This window comes from Pseudomonas brassicacearum (assembly GCF_003732225.1).
Taxonomy (GTDB): domain Bacteria; phylum Pseudomonadota; class Gammaproteobacteria; order Pseudomonadales; family Pseudomonadaceae; genus Aquipseudomonas; species Aquipseudomonas brassicacearum_E.
This window is the reverse complement of the sequence record NZ_MOBJ01000007.1, coordinates 1-15,488: the sequence shown is the minus strand read 5'-3', so window position 1 is coordinate 15,488 and position 15,488 is coordinate 1. Positions and strand designations below refer to the sequence as shown.

Sequence of the window (15,488 nt, the reverse complement as noted above, 5' to 3'; positions counted from 1 at the left end):
CAGCCGAAACATACGGCAACACTTTTCCGCAAAACAGGATTCAGGATGAACGACGATAAAACCGGCAACGATGCACCACCTCCAGCAGACGACAGCCCCACCGACACCAGCCGTCGGCGCTTTCTGGGTGGTGTTGCAGTCCTGGGTGTCGGCGCGACGCTGAGTGCGTGCGGCAACAATGGCGACACGCCGGGTAAGCCGGATGAGCGGCCGCTGTCGCCTGCCGAGCTGGACAAGGCGTTGCACGATCAGGTGAAAACCGTGGTGGTGATCTACGCCGAGAACCGCAGTTTCAATAACCTGTTTGGCGACTTCCCTGGCCTTGAAAAACCGTTGTCGGGGCTCAAGCCTGGGGACTATCAGCAGCGCGACCGTGACGGTAGTCTGCTGGAAACCTTGCCCCCGGCCTGGGGTGGTGTACTGCAGATCGGCCCGCAAACCCTTGATGGCGTGACCTATCCGAACGAAACCCAATTCCAGGAACACTTGCCCAACGCCCCCTTCGCCCTCAAGGGACCGAATGGCGAAGACTTGCCGTTTGGCCTGGTGACGCGGGATCTTTGGCATGTGTTCTATCAGAACCAGATGCAGATCAACGGCGGCAAGAATGACCGTTTTGTCGCCTGGGCCGACTCGGGCGGTTTGACCATGGGGCATTACGCCCAAAGCCGTTATTCCCTGCGCCTGTGGGACGTCGCCCAGGAATTCGTGCTCTGCGATAACTTCTTCCAGGGTACGTTTGGTGGATCGTTTCTCAACCATCAATACCTGATCAGTGCCGCCGTGCCGTTTTACCCGGATGCCGTCAACTCGGTGGCGAAGGCGCAAATTGCTTCCCTGCAAAGCGAGGACCCGCTCGATACGCGTCTCAAGCCGCTGGAGAAATCCCCGGCCAGCGCCATGACCGGTCCACCGCAATTCGGCCCCAGTGCCCTGACTCCGGACGGCTATGCGGTCAACACGATGGCCCCGCCCTATTGGCCGACCTGGATCCGCGACCCGGAACGCCCGGAGTACGCCAAAGCCGATCTGCCCAGTGTGCTGGTGCCGCAAACCCACGAACACATCGGCGACAAGCTGTCGAAGAAGAACATCGACTGGGCCTGGTACGCCGGCGCCTGGCAGGCGACGCTGGAGCAATTCAAGGATTCGGGGGGCATTCCGAAGATCCCTAACTTCCAGTATCACCATCAGCCGTTCAACTATTTCAAGCAACTGGGCCCGGAAAACCCGGCCGAACGCAGCAAACACCTGCGCGATGGCGGTTTGGGTGACGAATCGAGCGGCAACCGGTTTTTTGCCGATGCCGAGGCCGGGAAATTGCCGGCGGTGAGTTTCTACAAACCCCAGGGCAACCTGAACATGCACGCCGGTTACGCCGACGTGGCGTCCGGTGACCGGCATATCGTCCGCGCCCTGAAAGTGCTGCGCGAAAGCCCACAATGGAAAAACATGGTGGTAGTGGTCACGGTCGACGAAAACGGCGGGTGGTGGGACCACGTCGCGCCGCCGCAAGGCGATCGCTGGGGTCCGGGCACACGAGTGCCAGCGTTGGTGGTGTCGCCGTTCGCCCGCAAAGGCACGGTGGATCACACGGTGTACGACACCGCGTCGATCCTGCGGTTGATCACCCGGGTGTTCCAGCTTGAGACGCTCGACGGGATCAAGCAGCGGGACGGTGCAATGATTGCCCGGGGTCAGAAGCCCATGGGCGATTTGAGCAATGCGTTGCATTTTCCCGGCTGATTGCTCTTCTGTCTTGCGATCTTTTCGCGTGGGTACTAGACCTAACGACGCAAGTGGTTTCAGTATGTAACCGCCCTCGCTTCCGAGGACCCACGCTGAAAAGGATCTGAGCATGTTCAAACTCGCAGGATTGAGCCTCACCCTGGCCGCCCTTACCTTGGGTGCTACCGCCCACGCCGATACCGACCTGAAACTGGGCAGTACCGAACGGGTAACGCAGTTGTTTGCCTACCCCAACAACTGCAACGTGATTTGCTATCGCGACTGGACGCTGGAGCAAACGGTCGAGCACTACCTGACCCAAAGCGTTCAGCGGGATGGCTACAGCACCGCAAAAGTCAGCGTGAAAACCGACAACGATCAGCTTTACGCTAACATCAGCGGCGTGCCAAAAGACTACGCAAAACCGTTGAGCGCATTGCTCGATGCCGGGGATCTGGCCCACGCCGGCGCCAACAAACTGAATGCCGACAGCAAATGGGCGTACAACTGGTACCTGTTCCTGCCCTTGGGCATGGCGCTGGAAAACCGCAAAAGCGTCGAGTTGCTGCACTTCCCACCGGACTATTCGTTGACCCAGGCCCAGGATTACCTGGAGTCGAAGACCACCGACCGCTGGGCCACGCTGCTGACCGCCAACGGCATCGCCGCCGAACAAACGCCGGCCTACCAGACCATCATCGATATCGCACCGATTGCCGCCCCATCCACCGCTGGCAAGGACCTTGAAGGCGTCTACGGCTACTTCAAGGACTACCAGACCACCCTGGTCAAGCAATTCAGCCAGACCGCCAGCGGTGTGACCTTGCCGATGGTCGCGTTCGGTGCACCGGTGCGTAACTGGGTCAAGGAGCAGTATGGGCAGACCGTGGCCGTGTTAGGTCTGGCACAAATCATCCCGACCCCGGGCGTGAAGGTGCCGGTGCTGGGTTCTAACCACCCAAGTTACATCTGGTATGCGGCCGACCCGGCGAGCTATGACGGCGATCAGGCCAAGGCCGACGCAGTGGGCTTGAAGGTGATGGGCCAGGACTTGAGTGCGGCTTGCTGGCAAGCGGGTATGGGCAGCAAACCCGGCAGTGACCCGAGCGCACAACTCAACACCTGCACGCAAACCTGGCAAGTAGCCCAGAAAGAGAAAACCTGCGAGCTGTTCTACACCTCGATCCGCAACCTGACGCCCGAGCAAGCTACGGCCAAGTGCTCGACCCCGGACATCAAACCCCAACTGGACCAGTTGAAGGTGCCTGCACCCGCGCTGGCTGCGGCTCACCTGTAATCCTGCGTTGCATGCCTGTTGCGTAAGCATTCGCTTACACAGCAGGCAGCCTCTATCTACTGTCAGATCTGACAGTAGACCCTCGGCTTCATTTACGAGACTCTTTGAGCGTACCCACGTGCTGCAGGGCTGACAGGATCGCCAGCCTTCGGAGGTCGCAGCACCTATCAGACAAGGATCGTTATGAAACCCCAGGCCCAGGATAAGACACGTCCACAGCCCCACGAGTGCATTTACCCGTACGAAGGACTCGGCACTCGCCAGGGCTATCCTTCCAGGACCGACTTCACGGTTATCCAGACTGATGATGGGCGCGGCGCAGCAATCACGGCACAACGCAATTACCTGCGCATCAGCCGAATCTGCCGGGTGTCCGGGCTACTGACCCATGCGCGCCATCTGCATACCCTGCAATTGATACCGGGGGTCCACGTCTACGACCCGTTTTTTTCCGGGCTGCTGCTGCACTCCTGCGACCCGAATGTCTTTCTCGACATGAGTGAGATGTGGTTATGGGCGTTGAAAGACATCAAGCCGGGCAGCCTGCTGTGCATGGACTACGCCAGCACCGAAGACAAACTGATGCGTCAGTTCGCCTGTCAGTGCGGCTCACCCGACTGCCGTGGCTGGATCACCGGCTACGATGATCCGCCAAGCGCCGAAGGCCAGAAGTTCTTGCAACACTGGCATCGACATAGCCTCTGATGAACAGAGGCTCGCTGCTGTTTACAAGGCGCCGACCGGGCGCAAACGGTATTGCGGCGGCAATTGCTCGAAACCGCTGATGGTCGCGTTCAGGCTCTTCCAGCGACCGTCCTTGATGCCATAGATGCAGCCGTGAACAGACAGGCTCTGCCCGCGGTGCCAGGCATTTTGCACAATGCTGGTATGGCCGACGTTGGCCACTTGCTGGATCACGTTGAGTTCGCAGAGACGGTCGACCCGTTCTTCTTCAGTTGGCAATTGACCAAGCTCTTCGCGGTGTTCGTAATAAAGATCACGAATCGAGCGCAACCAGCCGTCGATCAGGCCCAACTGACGGTCCTGCATCGAGGCGCGCACGCCGCCGCAACCGTAGTGGCCGGTGACCAGGATGTGTTTGACCTTGAGCACGTCCACCGCGTACTGAATCACCGACAGGCAGTTAAGGTCGGTGTGCAGCACCACGTTGGCAACGTTACGGTGCACGAACAGGTCGCCGGGCAACATGCCGACAATTTCGTTGGCCGGTACGCGCGCGTCGGAACAACCGATCCACAGGTACTCCGGCGTCTGTTGGCGAGCCAGCTTGGCGAAGAAGTCAGGATCTTCTTTGGTGATCGCGTCGGCCCAGCGCTCGTTGTTATCAATCAGATCTTGTAATTCGTTCATGCTCTGAAGCCTCAAGAATGGTGCGTTGCTTTGACAGACAACCGTCCGTCTGGGTCACGCCGGTGTTACAGGTAGCCGAACGTAAAATGCCTTTGAATCTTTAAGGGTAACGCCTGTCCACCCTATAAGGCCCCACATTATGAGGATTTTCCATGACTGATTCACGACGTCCTTACGGCGCGGTACAACCCGAGCCTATCGACGACAATGAAGACCGCATGGGCTCGATGCGCGAACTGGATTTCGATGAGGAAGAACCCAGCGAAACAATCGGCGGCCTGACTCGCGAGCACGAGCGTGAGCAACGAATGCCCACAGAGCGCGTACGTGAAACGAGTATGACCGGGGACTCGGCCGATGATGACGAGTCCACCGATGACGACATGAGCCCCGGAAACCTGATCCGTGAAGATGGCGCCCGTGACGCCCATGAGGCCGGAGAAGGCGAACAGGCTGATTGGGACTTGAGCATTGTCGATGAGGACGAGATCGGCGGCGGCAACGGGCTGGATGAGGCTGAAATGGCGGAGCGCGATCCGGTTGATGGCAATCGTTGATCATGTGGCGCCTGAGAGACCGTCATCGCGAGCAAGCTCGCTCCCACAGGATTTATGTCGTTCACTGCATGTGTATGTGTGACACAGATCCAATGTGGGAGCGAGCTTGTTCCGGGCGGCGTTCCGACGATGTTTTTAAGGCTCAATCCACCAGCGTGCAGGCCATGACGACTGCATCTTCACGTCCGCCTACCGCCGGATAGTAATCGCGACGGCGACCGACTTCATTGAAACCATAACGCTCATACAGACGGAACGCCGCCTGATTGCTGTCGCGCACTTCCAGAAAACACTCCCGGGCCTGCGCCTTGTAGGCAATCGACATCAGATGCTCAAGCAGCGCCAAACCCAGACCGCGCCCCTGATTTTCCGGTTTGACCGTGATGTTCAGCAGATGCGCCTCATCGAGGATGATCTGCACCACGCCATGGCCAACCTGTTGCTGACCTTCGAACATCAGCCAGATCTGGTACTTGCCCAGACCATCGAGAAAAATCCCACGGGTCCAGGGATGACTGAACGCTGCGTATTCGATTTTCAGTACAGCGTCCAGATCCGCTTCGGTCATTGGGCGGAACGATACAGCGTCACTCATTTGATTCTTTCCAGCGCGCCATCAGCCGACGCATGGCTTGCCAGACATCAGCCTTACGCTGTGGCTCTTCCATTAATAATTCCAGGCCAGGCAGCGCCCAGACCGAACCCAGGCCTTCGACCTGAAGTTCGCGGTTATAGGATTCGGCGTTCGCCTCACCGGCAAAGCGTACCGCCGGCAGGCCGATCAACCACAGGCACACGCAAGGCGCATCTTCCAGGCGAGCCGAAAGGAAGCCTTGAACGAAATCGCGAGCGGCTTCCGGGCCCTGATCCATGGTTCCACGTGCCAGCAGCGGCCAACGAACCGGTTCGCCAACAATTTGCGGGCTGTCCGGCAGACCAGCGGCGCGCAACATGTCCTTGAGCAGCAAGTAGGCTGGATCGCGAGTCTGGAACGCGCCGCCTGTGGGTAACTCCACCAGCAGCAGGCAGCGGCCGGCACGCAGCAATTGCAGGGCAAAACGCGGCGGCGGTACTTGTGGAGCCTTGGTCACGACCGGTGCGTCTTCGACGTCTTCTGCCGGCTTGCTCGCCGGACGCGCGACCGAAGGCGTCGGACGCGGCACTTCGACCTTGACCCGCTCGGCCGGCCTGGCCACAGGCTCTGCGGCAACTTTCGCGACCTGAGCGGGCACAATCGGCGTCTCGACCAACGGCTCTGGCGCTTCCAGCAGCTCGGGCCGCGACGGCGCGGCAAAGGGCAATTCGGTGCGCGGCAGCCAGTTGACCACCTGCATGGCGGTCAAATAGGCGCGGCGACGGGACTCGATAAGCAAAGGTCGGCCACTTGTGGATAACTGAAGTGCAGGGATTCTACCGCCCTTCGCTCAAGATCGCCCGCAGTTGATCGATAGAAAAGCGACTGTCCGTCCCGCCGATCCCTCGAGAGTGATTCCCATCGCACGTGATGCAGTACAATCGCTGCTTTTAATCGCCAACCAGCCGGCCATTCCAATGATCGAACCCAAGCGCGTCTTGCGCGCCCTCGCCGAACACTGGGCACTTCTGGAGCCTTTGTGCGAGCACTTCGACCAAGGCACTCTGAGCCTCAACGAACTGCGTTCGCAGCTGGCCGCCCAGCAACTGGACAGCACGCCACAGGACATCACCAGCCTGCTGGACGTGTGGATCCGCCTCGACATTCTGGTTCCGGTGGCCAAAAGCCCGAACCGTTTTGAACTGAACGCGCAGATTCACGACTTCCTCGCCTATCTGCGCCGTGAGCACCGCCTGGGCCTGTGCCTGGAAATCGAAGCCTACCTGCGCCATCTGGAGCGGCTGGCCGGTTACATTCAGGACGCCTTTGACATCCGGGACGGTAATGATCTGGCGCGCCAACTGCGTTTGCTCGACATGCGCGTGCGCGATGTCCTGAAGAAGCTCGCCAACGACGAACAGGCCCTGGTGGCCGTCGCCGAGCGGGCCAAGACCAGCGACCGGCAGATCCCGTTGCGTCAGCGGTATGCCGAAGTGCTGGCAACCTGGGACGAATACGTCGAGCCGATGATTCAGTTGGTCAACGCCGACGGTGCCTTCGAGCAAGGCGTGCGCAAGGTTGAAAACGTGCTGCTGCGCATGCTCAGCGAACAACAGCGTCTCGGTCACCTGGTCGACGACGACATGCTGTTGCGCACCCATGCGCGCATCCTCGAAATGCAGACCAGCGCCCAGCTGACCTTGCGTCACGCTCGCGAGCTGTTGCTGCCGCTGCGTGAAGAAGCCCGCCGGCACAACGCCGTGACCCGTGGCGCGGCGCTGGCGCTGTCAATGATCCGCCGCAAGGGCATCGACGCGGTGCCACAAGCGGCGATGCCGATGTTCACCCGCCCGCAAAGCACCTTCCTTGGCAGTGCCAGTCAGGTCGAAGCCTATGTTTATGCACTGGCGCGTTTCGAGCCAAAACCGGCGCGTTTCCCCAAGGCCCACAAGACGCAAAAAGGCGAAGCCCCACGGGCACCGCGCACCGTTCGGGAAATGCTCGAACGCTGCGAAGATGCGCTGCCGATGCCGGACTTGATGACCTGGCTGCTGGAGCAGGAACCGGACGGCGCAACCGACGAGTTGCTGTACTGGTTCTCCCGCCTGTCACGGGAAAAACGCTTCAAGCGCGAGCGTCTGGAACGCCGCGACTACCACACTCACGAGCACCAGGTCAGCCTGCGCTCCTTCGCCCTGCTCTCGGCTCGCGACACCGCCGAGGATTCTGCGAGCACCCTCTATGCAAGTACTTCCCATGCAACTTGATCTATCCGAACTGTCTCAACTGGCGCCGATCTTTCGCGAGCTGTTCAAGGGCTACCACGTCAGCCGTCGCGATCCAGAACTGTACGCGCAGCTGTCGAACTTTCAGGACCAGTACCGCACGCTGTTCAAGGCTCTGGGGTTTGAATTGGTCTGCGACACCCGCGGCTTCTACTACTTTGTGCCGGACCTCGCCGCTGCGGCGGTGAACAAGACCGCCCAACGTTTGGCATTGTTCACCTTCATCCTCGTCGAGCATCTGGCTGACCAGGGCCGCGACCCTATCGCCGTGCTCGATGGTGGCAGCCTCGGTCGCGATGAACTGCCTTCGTTACTGGAAAAATACCGCGACCTGTTTATTCAGGCCGAGGTACAAACCCAGGAAGAGCTGGAAGAAAAAATCATGCGCCGCATGACTCAACTGGGTTTCGCTGGCGAAGAGAACGGCATCTACCGTTTCCTGCCGCCGATGCACCGTTTCCTCGACGTTTGCCTGTCGGTCCAGCAAGACCGTGACCTGGCCGCCAGTTTGCACAGCGTACTGCCATTGCCGGCGCCGGTGCTGATCGATGACGACAGCGACGAAAAGCTGCTGCAAACCGATGACCCACTCGACCTTAGTGACTTCGAAGAAGACAGCGAAGACGACGCGCTGGCCCGTGCCATTGCCGAAGAACAGGAGCTCGACGCATGAGCAAGGAACGCTACGGCATTCGCCGCTTTGCCCTTTTGAACACCGCAGGTTACAGCCTCGGCTTGTTCCTGCTGGAAGAGCCACTGTCGGTCTACGGCGCGAACAACCTCGGTAAATCCGCCTCGATCAACGCCTTGCAGTTTCCGATCCTGGCACGCATGTCAGACATGAGCTTCGGCAAGTACAGCCTGGAACAATCGCGGCGTTTCTATTTCGCCACAGACACCAGCTACATCCTGGTCGAAGTCGCCCTGCCCCACGGTCCCCACGTGATTGGCGTGGTCGGACGCGGCCCGGGCGGTGGTTTCGGTCACCAGTTCTTCGCCTACGCCGGCAAGCTGGATCTGGCCCATTACCAGAAAAATGACACCTGCCTGCGTCAGAAAGAGCTGTTCACCAACCTTGAGCGCGAGGGCCTTAAAGCCTACGAACTCAAGCCGGATGAACTGCGTCGCCTGCTGGTCGGTGGTCACACGTCGGTCCCACTGGACCTGACGCTGATCCCGCTGCGCTCCACCAGCGAGCAGAGCCTGAAGACCTTCCGCGCGTTGTTTATCAACCTGCTGCACATGCGCGAAATCACTGCGGCCAAGCTCAAGCAGCTGTTCCTCGATGCCTTCGAACACAGCCTGCGTTCCGGCAGCGTCGATTACATCGCCGCGTGCGAAGAGGCCTTCCGCGACGTGCGCCGCATGGCGCAGGACTACAACTCGCTGGTCACTGCCGGTCCGTTGGTCGAGGCACTGGCTGCCGGCGTTACCCAGCGCAACATTCTGCGCGGCAAGTTGCACCGCATTTCGCCGCTGCTCGACTCGCTGCTCGGCACCTGGTCGGACTACGCCAGTGCGCGCAAGGAAGAGCTGACGATTCAGGCCGAGCACTACCGCAACGAGCAGGACGCGCTGCAAAACGATCAGCGCGGTGGCACTCAAGAGCTGATGCGCCTGGAGCGCGAAATTACCGGCATCCAGCGCTGGCTCGGCGAGTTGTCGGTACTCAAGCATCGCTTCGCCCTGGTCGATGACGTCAAGGTGCTTGAGCAGCAACTGCTCGCCGCCAAGGACGCGCACGATGAACTGGCCGGCGCGCTGGCACAGTCCCGTCAGTTCAGCGCCGAAGACCTCGAAGAGCGTCTGCGGGATCTGGAAAAGCGCCTGAAGTCGGTCAAGCAGCAACTCGATCACGCCGACAACAACAGCTACGCCCGCTTGCGCGAAGAGTTCTCGCAACAGGACGTCGAACGCCTGATGCGTCTGTTCAACAGTGCGTTGTTCAGCTTGCCGCTGGGCGAACATGGCATTGCCCTGGACGAAGATGGCCAGTGGGTTAAATCCATGGAACTGATCCTCGACAGCTTCAAAGGCGAGCGTTTCGAAGCGCCGGGCCTGTCCATCGACCTATCGCACATTGAACCGCCAGCCTTGCAAGCCCTGGCCGACCGCGCCGCGCTACGCGATCAGAAAGAGCGTCTGGACAAAGAACTCAAGCAACTGAAAACTCAAGCCGCCGTCGCGGCGGACCGCGCGGCCAGCAAAACCCAGACCGAAGCGCTGTACCAGCAAGTGCTGGATGCGCAAAAAGCCCTGGAAGACTTCCGTCGCTCGCAAACCCTGAGCGCCGAAGAGGGCGACAAACTGGAGCAACTGGCGCAGATGGAAGCCGCGCAGGACGAGTTGAAGCGTTCCAGCGACGCCTTCACCGAACGCGTCCAGCAACTGTCGGCCAAGCTGCAACTGGTCGGCCGGCAGATCGGCGACATGGAAGCCAAGCAACGCACCCTCGACGACGCCCTGCGCCGCCGTCAGCTGTTGCCGGCGGACCTGCCGTTCGGTACGCCGTTCATGGACCCGATCGACGATTCCATGGACAACCTGCTGCCGCTGCTCAATGACTATCAGGACAGCTGGCAAGGTTTGCTGCGGGTTGACGGGCAGATCGAAGCGCTTTACGCCCAGGTTCGCCTCAAGGGTGTGGCCAAGTTCGACAGCGAAGACGATGTCGAGCGTCGTCTGCAATTGCTGATCAATGCTTACGCGCACCGCACCGACGAAGCCCTGACTCTCGGCAAGGCGCGCCGTGCAGCGGTCACCGACATCGCTCGGACCCTGCGCAACATTCGCAGCGACTACGATAGCCTCGAACACCAACTGGCGCTGTTCAACCGCGAGATCAACAAGCGCCAGGTCTCCAACCTGCAAAGCTTCCGCATCGTGCTGGCGCCGAACAAGGAAGCCCTCAAGCATATCGACCAGATCATCCACAGCGCGGGTCAGTATGAGGAAGGCGAAACCCTGTCGGTGTTCGACCTGAGCCAAAGCGCCGATCAGGACAACAAGAACGAAGAAGCCAAGGAATACCTGGCGCGGCTGGTGGCGGCAAACCACAACCAGCTCGGCCTGAAGGATCTATTCGAGCTGGCGTTCGAAATCACCAAGGTCAACGGTCAGCCGGTGATTCACACCGACATCGATGGCGCCGCGTCCAACGGCACCACCATGACCATCAAGGCGCTGACCAACATGTACTTGTTGCTGCACTTGATGGACCGTGATCAAGCCGGGCGCGTACGTTTGCCGTACTACCTCGACGAGGCGGCAGACATCGACGAGAAGAACCAGGCAGCCTTGCTCGAAACCAGCTTGCAGCTGGGTTTTGTGCCGATCCTCGCCAGTGTGAAGCCGCAGGTCTGCGCCAGTGTTGCCATCGACCTGGAAGGTGGCAGCGGGCCGCATGGTATCTACATCGACGAGGCGGACTGGAAGTACATTCGCCGGCATGACGAGGTGAAAGCGGCGGTCAAGATTGAAGCGGACGAGCCGGAGTTGGATGCGGTCTGACGTTAATCGCTGGAAATGAAAAAGGCCGCGATCCATTGGATCGCGGCCTTTTTTGTGTGCATTCGTTAGCTTTTCCTGGCGACTTTGAGGACCCCTTCGCGAGCAAGCTCGCTCCCACATTAGGTCGGTATCGGGTGCATCCAGTGTGGGAGCGAGCTTGCTCGCGATGACGACAGTTCAGACGCCAAAAGACTACTTGCCGAGTGAAATCTTCGGTGCCCAGACTAGCCACTCGTCCTCAAACTTATCGAACAGCGGGAACGTTTGCTCAGGTCGTGCAGGGCTACCCATACGGTCACCTTCCGGTGTGGCGAACGCAATACCGCCCTGAATCAGCGTCTCCAGCGACTCGGTCCGCACCGTTGCGCCTTTGAACAGGCCAAAGTCCAGGCCAAAGCCGCTGGTGTTCCAGAAGCGCGTTCCACTGCGTACCAACGGCGCGTACTTCGGCTCGATCAGGATATGGACCAACACGCGATCCGCAGTTTGACCCAGTTCATAGCCGGTCACCTTGCCGACGGTGATTTCACGATAAGTCACCGGCACTCCGGTTTTCAGCGAACCACGGCGAGCCGCGCTCAACACCAGACTCAACCCGGCCTCTTCCTTGGCAGACTCCGGAGGATTGGCCAGCGCCACGAAGTTCTTCTGTGGCCCAAGGTTTTTCGCAGCGGGCTGAACCTCAATGTATTGCCCAGTGACCAGGGTTTCCAGGTTGGACGTTTTGATCAGGCCCAGCTCCGGCTTGACCACCCAGAACTGGCTGCCAACTCGGGCAATGCGCTCCGGCACTTCGGTGATGCGTGCAGTGAGCAGCACCGATTGCAAGTCATCACTGAGGTCGACGTTTTCTACCTTGCCGACGTCCAGACCTTTGAAGCGAATCGGCGTGCCGTTGCGCAAACCATCCGCACGATCAACCTTGATCGTGACCACGGCGCCCTTCTGGCTCGCCTCTTCATGGTTGGCGAACAGGCGGAAACGTGGAATCCGCTTCTGCAACGGCGCCGTGGCTTGCGGTGTTTCGAACGCAATACCACCGGCCATCAGGCTTTGCAGGGATTCGCTTTTGACCTGAATCCCGCCGGTGAGACCACCGGTGAGGGTAATCCCGCTGGCATTCCAGAATCGCGTCGAGGCGTTGACCAGTCCTTCGTACTCTTTCTCGATGTGCACACCGATGACCAACTGCTTTTTGGTCCGCGAGAACTGATAGCTCTGCACCGAACCGACTTTGACCTGTTTGTAGAGAATCGGGCTACCGACCTCCAGCGAACCGAGGTTTTCAGTGAACAGCACCAAGTGCAGACCTGGGGAGCGCAGATCCAGAGGCGGCGCCTTCGGCCTGGCTTCGAATTCGCGTTGCGGCGCGCCACCCTTGTCGCCAGGGCGCACGGCGATGTAGTTACCTTTTACCAAGGCTTCCAACCCGGTGATCCCCGCCAGCGAGATCGACGGTTTGACCACCCAGAACTGAGTCCCGGTGACCAGATAATCCTCGGCCAGTGGATCAAGGGTCAGCTCGGCCGTTGCACTGGACAGGTCCGGGTCGATCTTGAGCGCTTTCAGATTACCGACCTGAATGCCTTTGTACATCACGGGCGTGCGGCCGGCTTGCAGGCCTTCGAAATCGCTGAGTTTCACTTTGACGCGAATGCCGGCCTGAGCAGCATCGAAGTCTTCGTAGAGACGAAACGGCAAGCTCGGGTCGGTGGGCGGGCTGTCTTTGCGGTTGTCCGGCGTGGCGAAGGCGATACCGCCCGCGACGATACTGGCCAGCGACTCGCTGCGCACTTTCACCCCTGACAGGTTGGCGTCAATGCTGATCCCGCTGGCATTCCAGAAACGCGTATGTTTGCGCACCAGGTTGGCGTAAGTGGGTTCGATGAAGACTTTGATCTCGACGGTGTTCTGGTCTTCAGACAGCTGATAACTTTTCACCTGACCGACCTGAATCTGCTTATAGAACACCGGACTGCCACGGTTCAAGGAGCCCAGACGATCAGCCTTGATGGTCAAGTGCAAGCCTGGCTTGAAGTCAGACAGCGGTGGCTCTTTGGTCAAGGCGGTGAACTTGCGGCTTGGCTCACCTTCACCCGGACTGATTGCCACATAGTTTCCGGAGACCAGCGTTTCCAGACCAGTAATCCCGGCCAGGGTGACGCTCGGCTTCACCAGCCAGAAGCGCGTACTGGTCTTGAGGTATTGCTCGACATCCTTGTTCATCTCGATGGTGGCGATAACCCCGCGGGTTTTCCCCTCATCATCCAGCGTCAGGCTTTTTACCTTGCCGACCGGCATACCTTTGTAGACAACCTCGGTCTTTTTGGCCTGAATACCTTCGCCACTTTCAAAGCGAACCTGAACCTCAATACCGGTCTCATTGTAGGCACGCCAGCCCAGCCATCCGCCAATCATCAAGGCGATCAAAGGCAAAACCCAAATGGCCGACCAGTTCGAAGCCGGTCGAGTTTTCGCTTTAGGTAAATCAGTCATGGTCGTCGTCCGACTCCGTGTTATCCCAAATCAGTCGGGGATCGAAAGTTACTGCAGCAAGCATTGTCAAAATCACCACGCTGGCGAAGGCCACCGCACCGAGATTCGCTTCGATACTGGCAAGCCGACCAAAGTTCACCACCGCTACCAGAATGGCGATCACGAAAATATCCAGCATTGACCATCGGCCAATGAACTCGATAAACCGATACATCACGATGCGTTGTCGTGCGGACAACGGCTGACGGCGCTGCACCGAAAACAACAGCAAAGCGATACCCACCAATTTGAAGGTCGGCACCAGAATACTGGCGACAAACACCACAGCAGCAATCGGAAACATCCCGTGCTGAACCAGGGTGATCACGCCGGACATGATGGTATCTCCTTCACCCTGTCCTAACGTGCTGACGGTCATGATCGGCAACACATTGGCGGGTATATAGAGAATCGCCGCAGTAATCAGCAATGCCCATGTACGCATCAGACTATTGGGACGCCGTGCATGAACCAGTGCTCCACAGCGGGTGCATGTCTGCTCGTCGGTGTCCGGTTCCTGCTTGTTCAGCTCATGGCATTCGATACAAATCAGAATGCCTGCATCAATCGCCCGCATGAACATCCTCTCCTGACAACGCCTGCCAGATTTGATGAGGTGACATCACTACCTCTAGCCAGACCTGGACCAATAGCAAACTGATAAAGCACGCCAAGCCCAAGCCAACCGTTATCGAGGCAAGGTCAGCCAGTTTGACGATAGCCACCAGCACGCCCATCAAATAGACCTCGAGCATTCCCCAATCGCGTAGATGGTGATAAATGCGATAGAGCAGCAAGCCATAGCTGCGTCCAACATCAAAACGAACGCTCAGCAATACCAGCAACTGACAGAGCAACTTGAGCAGGGGGATCCCCATGCTGCACAGGAACACCACCACTGCTACGCCTTGCATTCCAGTGTCGAACAGGCCAACGACGCCACTCCAGACAGTGTCGTGCGACGACTGTCCGAGTAGATGAAGCTGCATGATGGGTAAAAAGTTCGCGGGCACGTACAACAGCAGTGCGGCGATCACTAGTGCGAGGCTACGCTCCACGACATTGTGCCGGTGAGCGTAGAGCTCATAACCACAGCGCGGACATAGGGCTTTCTCACCATGAGCGAGTTGCGGCTTGCGCATCAGCAAGTCGCATTCATGACACGCCACCAAGTCGTCCAGCGGTAAATCTGACAGCCCTGGGGCGTCAACCGGATCTGGCATAAAGGGCTCAGGTTCTGAAAATAAGGGCTCTATTTTAGTGTTCTGACCGAAAAATAACTGCGCATTTTTGTTTCAATCCTGAAATGAAACTTTCTCGCAGGCAAAACAAAACCCCTACCTGCGGTCGCAGATAGGGGTTTCGGAATTTAATCTTGACGATGACCTACTCTCACATGGGGAAACCCCACACTACCATCGGCGATGCATCGTTTCACTGCTGAGTTCGGGATGGGATCAGGTGGTTCCAATGCTCTATGGTCGTCAAGAAATTCGGGTACTGAGTCGTCGCCGGTTGGCTTCGCTTCAGCAAATTGGGTAGGTGATAGATTTGTGTGTTTTTTCCGAACTTTCGGTGTACTTCGTCTTCACACACCGCAATCTGGCGCTCTGTCGAGTCACTAAATTGCT

The 15,488-nt window shown here is 58.8% G+C and carries 13 protein-coding genes and 1 rRNA gene; 7 read left to right on the top strand and 7 right to left on the bottom strand.

The features are described from left to right. Positions 1–45: 45 nt before the first annotated feature. The 3 genes from BK659_RS10020 (at position 46) to BK659_RS10010 (ending at position 3,730) form a co-directional block, all read left to right on the top strand. Positions 46–1,746 carry an acid phosphatase gene (locus tag BK659_RS10020; RefSeq protein WP_123424930.1) on the top strand — a complete coding sequence of 567 codons (1,701 nt, stop codon included), beginning with the start codon at positions 46–48 and terminating at the stop codon, positions 1,744–1,746. A gap of 112 nt (positions 1,747–1,858) precedes the next feature. Then, positions 1,859–3,025 (top strand): hypothetical protein, encoded by a 1,167-nt coding sequence (locus BK659_RS10015; protein ID WP_123424929.1) that lies wholly within the window; start codon positions 1,859–1,861, stop codon positions 3,023–3,025. Positions 3,026–3,208: 183 nt separating this feature from the next. Beyond that, entirely contained in the window at positions 3,209–3,730 is a 522-nt protein-coding gene (locus tag BK659_RS10010; RefSeq protein ID WP_123424928.1) for an SET domain-containing protein-lysine N-methyltransferase, read from the top strand. A 21-nt stretch (positions 3,731–3,751) separates the two neighbouring features. Here the strand turns inward: BK659_RS10010 and can are convergent, their stop codons facing one another. Beyond that, on the bottom strand, positions 3,752–4,396 hold the full coding sequence (gene can / locus BK659_RS10005; protein WP_123424927.1) for a carbonate dehydratase: 645 nt from the start codon (positions 4,394–4,396) through the stop codon (positions 3,752–3,754). Positions 4,397–4,548: 152 nt separating this feature from the next. On the opposite strand from can, the gene BK659_RS10000 reads away from it, so the two are divergent. Continuing rightward, the gene (locus BK659_RS10000; RefSeq protein WP_123424926.1) at positions 4,549–4,953 is read left to right on the top strand and encodes a serine kinase/phosphatase; all 405 of its coding nucleotides are present in this window, start codon (positions 4,549–4,551) and stop codon (positions 4,951–4,953) included. Between the two features lie 142 nt (positions 4,954–5,095). Here the strand turns inward: BK659_RS10000 and rimI are convergent, their stop codons facing one another. Then, positions 5,096–5,548: a ribosomal protein S18-alanine N-acetyltransferase gene (gene rimI, locus BK659_RS09995; protein ID WP_123424925.1), complete on the bottom strand. Its 453-nt coding sequence runs from the start codon at positions 5,546–5,548 to the stop codon at positions 5,096–5,098. Beyond that, positions 5,541–6,287 carry an energy transducer TonB gene (locus BK659_RS09990; RefSeq protein WP_123424924.1) on the bottom strand — a complete coding sequence of 249 codons (747 nt, stop codon included), beginning with the start codon at positions 6,285–6,287 and terminating at the stop codon, positions 5,541–5,543. The genes rimI and BK659_RS09990 overlap by 8 nt, the downstream gene beginning before the upstream one ends. A 217-nt stretch (positions 6,288–6,504) precedes the next feature. On the opposite strand from BK659_RS09990, the gene mksB reads away from it, so the two are divergent. Genes mksB through mksF form a run of 3 tightly spaced genes read left to right on the top strand, consistent with a single transcriptional unit; the run spans position 6,505 to position 11,322 of the window. Further along, on the top strand, positions 6,505–7,794 hold the full coding sequence (gene mksB, locus BK659_RS09985) for an Mks condensin complex protein MksB (protein WP_185015318.1): 1,290 nt from the start codon (positions 6,505–6,507) through the stop codon (positions 7,792–7,794). Then, positions 7,784–8,485: an Mks condensin complex protein MksE gene (gene mksE, locus BK659_RS09980; protein WP_123424922.1), complete on the top strand. Its 702-nt coding sequence runs from the start codon at positions 7,784–7,786 to the stop codon at positions 8,483–8,485. Before mksB ends, mksE begins: the two co-directional genes overlap by 11 nt. After that, on the top strand, positions 8,482–11,322 hold the full coding sequence (gene mksF, locus BK659_RS09975) for an Mks condensin complex protein MksF (protein WP_123424921.1): 2,841 nt from the start codon (positions 8,482–8,484) through the stop codon (positions 11,320–11,322). The genes mksE and mksF overlap by 4 nt, the downstream gene beginning before the upstream one ends. A 192-nt stretch (positions 11,323–11,514) precedes the next feature. Here mksF and BK659_RS09970 read toward each other — a convergent pair whose 3' ends face one another. From BK659_RS09970 to rrf, 4 genes are all read right to left on the bottom strand, one after another. Further along, complete coding sequence (locus BK659_RS09970) at positions 11,515–13,818, bottom strand: PqiB family protein (RefSeq protein ID WP_123424920.1); 2,304 nt, start codon at positions 13,816–13,818, stop codon at positions 11,515–11,517. After that, positions 13,811–14,434 carry a paraquat-inducible protein A gene (locus BK659_RS09965; RefSeq protein ID WP_019693707.1) on the bottom strand — a complete coding sequence of 208 codons (624 nt, stop codon included), beginning with the start codon at positions 14,432–14,434 and terminating at the stop codon, positions 13,811–13,813. The genes BK659_RS09970 and BK659_RS09965 overlap by 8 nt, the downstream gene beginning before the upstream one ends. Continuing rightward, positions 14,421–15,080, bottom strand: a complete 660-nt coding sequence (locus BK659_RS09960) for a paraquat-inducible protein A (protein ID WP_123424919.1) — start codon at positions 15,078–15,080, stop codon at positions 14,421–14,423. The genes BK659_RS09965 and BK659_RS09960 overlap by 14 nt, the downstream gene beginning before the upstream one ends. Before the next feature lie 150 nt (positions 15,081–15,230). Continuing rightward, positions 15,231–15,346: ribosomal RNA gene (gene rrf / locus BK659_RS09955) — 5S ribosomal RNA — on the bottom strand. Positions 15,347–15,488: the final 142 nt, after the last annotated feature.